Genomic DNA, 2,583 nt, shown 5'->3' on the forward strand with positions numbered 1-2,583 from the left:
CTGTGGGAGTGAGCTTGCTCACGAAGAGGCCGGTACATCCGCAGAAGATGCAGCGGTTGGAATTCAGTCTTCGCGAGCAAGCTCACTCCTACAAGTCTCATGCTCGGTTTGTAACCGATAACGCTGAATCCCGCGGGGCACTCGTTTACTTCGCGCTTCGGTGTCTCAGGTATTCGACGACGGCCTGCTGATCCCCGGCAAATTCGATCCGGGCGTTTTTGCTGTCACGCTGGTAGGCGTACATCGGGTCGTAGTATTCGCTGAGCATGGCGCTGATCCAGCCACGGTGCTGATCCACCGCCCCGCTGCGCGCCTGTTCTTCCAGCGCGCTGTCCATGATCGCTGCCAGGCGCTGATACCGCTCGCCGCCCAGCCGCCGCACGATGCTGGACAAGCTCTGCTTCAGACGCTCGGCGTAGGCGCCGAATCCGCTTTCGATGCCTTGCACGGCAATGAATTCAGCGCACAGATCAATCACGTAATCCTTGAGAATCCGCTCCATGCGCCCGTCGAAACTGTCCTCCAGCCACACCAGTGGCGCGGCCTGCATCGTGCGGTACAACTCCAGCGGCACGGCGCGGCTGCCGACGATTCGCCCTTCATCCTCGATGACGAACTGATGCAGATGCCGGGCGCGCTTCTTCAAAATGTCGATCGACAGCATGTTCTCGAAATCGATCTGGCCCGGCTGCGAGGTGGCGTGCTTGCCGAAGCTCGAGCCGCGATGATTGGCATGGCCTTCCAGATCCAGCGCGTTATCCAGCTGCTGCAAGACTTCCGTTTTGCCGGTGCCGGTCAGACCGCCGATCAGCACGAAATCGCATTCGGCGACGGCCTGCTCGGTGATCCCGATCAGGAAATTGCGCATCGCCTTATAGCCACCGATCACCCGCGGGTACTGGATGCCTGCCTCGTCCTTGAGCCATTGCTGGGTGATCTGCGAACGCAGGCCGCCGCGAAAACAGTAAAGAAAACCGTGCGGATTGTTGCGCGCGAACGAAGACCAGGCTTCGATCCTGGCCTCCTTGAGCGCGCCGCTCACCAGCTTGTGGCCCAGTTCGATCGCCGCTTGCTGGCCTTCTTGTTTGTAACTGGTGCCGACTTTCTGCCGTTCGATGTCGTTCATCAGCGGCAGGTTGATCACCCCGGGAAACGCGCCCTTGCTGAATTCCACCGGAGCGCGCACGTCCATCAGCGGTACGTCGTGCAGAAAAATGTCGCGAAAATGGGCGCTGTTATCGCGCATCAGACCACCTCGACAGCAAGTCGCTGTCGCTCCACCAGTTCACCGATCGGCGCAAGACTCAAACCCAGCTCGCCGGCCAGTGCAAGAAACGCCTGTTCTTCGGCCGGCTCGACGGCAATCAGCAGGCCACCGCTGGTCTGCGGATCGCACAGCAGCAACTTCTGCGCCTCGCTCAGCGCGCCAATGCGCTCGCCGTAGCTGTCGTAATTGCGATGGGTGCCGCCTGGGATGCAGTTCTGCTCTATGTAGAAATCGACGCTGCCCAGACGCGGCACTGCCGCCGCGTTCAGCCGCGCGGTGACCTGACTGCCATCGGCCATTTCCACCAGATGCCCGAGCAACCCGAATCCGGTCACGTCGGTCATCGCCGTCACGCCCGCGAGTTTCGAAAAGCGGCTGCCAGGTTTGTTCAGCGTGCACATGACATCGCGCGCCAGGCCCACTTCTTCGTCGCGCAACAGGCCTTTCTTCTCGGCCGTGGTGAGGATGCCGATGCCCAGCGGCTTGGTGAGGAATAATTTGCTCCCGACCGTCGCGGTGTCATTGCGCTTCATGAAGCGTTTTTCCACCAGACCGGTGACGGCGAGCCCGAAAATCGGCTCCGGCGCGTCGATCGAATGGCCACCGGCCAGGGGGATACCGGCGGCGTCACACACGGCGCGACCACCCCGAATCACTTCGCGGGCGATTTCCGGGGCAAGCACGTTGACCGGCCAGCCGAGAATGGCGATGGCCATCAGCGGATCGCCACCCATCGCGTAAATGTCGCTGATCGCGTTGGTGGCGGCGATCCGGCCGAAATCGAAAGGATCGTCGACGATCGGCATGAAAAAGTCGGTGGTCGACACCACGCCTTTCTCATCGTCAATGGCGTACACCGCAGCGTCGTCACGCGACGCATTACCGACCCACAGCCGCGGATCGAGGTTCTGCGCGCCACTGCCGGCGAGAATGGTTTCCAGGACTTTGGGAGAAATCTTGCAGCCGCAACCGGCGCCGTGGCTGTATTGGGTAAGGCGAACTGTGTCGTTCATGAGAGACCCCTGAGTTTCAAGGCGCTGAAGTCTACCAGAGCCGGGCCATGCCGGTGGTATGGGAGGATGGTCGGAACTGCATCGCCCGGGCTGCGGGCAACGTCTGGATCGCCGGAGAACAGCTGCTCGCGAGGGCTGGTTTCCAATCGCTGTAGCTTCAGCGGCTGTACCGGCCGTTTCGTGAGCAAGCTCACTCCCACAAAGATCTCCGGACATCCGCGGGCTCTCTGACCAGACACAAATCCCGCGGGAGCGAGCTTGCTCGCGAGGCTGATTTCCAGCCACTGCATGTCCACAGCATGC

At 61.3% G+C, this 2,583-nt stretch carries 3 protein-coding genes; all 3 read right to left on the reverse strand.

Annotation, left to right across the window (positions count from 1 at the left end):
• Positions 1 to 145: 145 nt before the first annotated feature.
• Complete coding sequence (mnmH, locus tag QRN36_RS19335; protein WP_285425545.1) at positions 146 to 1,246, reverse strand: tRNA 2-selenouridine(34) synthase MnmH; 1,101 nt, start codon at positions 1,244 to 1,246, stop codon at positions 146 to 148.
• Positions 1,246 to 2,280 carry a selenide, water dikinase SelD gene (selD, locus tag QRN36_RS19340; RefSeq protein ID WP_285425546.1) on the reverse strand — a complete coding sequence of 345 codons (1,035 nt, stop codon included), beginning with the start codon at positions 2,278 to 2,280 and terminating at the stop codon, positions 1,246 to 1,248. The genes mnmH and selD overlap by 1 nt, the downstream gene beginning before the upstream one ends.
• On the reverse strand, positions 2,277 to 2,583 hold a 307-nt coding region (locus QRN36_RS19345), incomplete at its 5' end, for a hypothetical protein (protein ID WP_285425547.1). The genes selD and QRN36_RS19345, both read right to left, overlap by 4 nt.

This window comes from Pseudomonas sp. efr-133-TYG-103a (genome assembly GCF_030209235.1).
Lineage (GTDB): Bacteria > Pseudomonadota > Gammaproteobacteria > Pseudomonadales > Pseudomonadaceae > Aquipseudomonas.

Bases quoted from the DNA above. Each gene is read 5' to 3' on its own strand.
- mnmH (WP_285425545.1), bottom strand. From the start codon at position 1,246: ATGCGCGATAACAGCGCCCATTTTCGCGACATTTTTCTGCACGACGTA.
- selD (WP_285425546.1), bottom strand. From the start codon at position 2,280: ATGAACGACACAGTTCGCCTTACCCAATACAGCCACGGCGCCGGTTGC.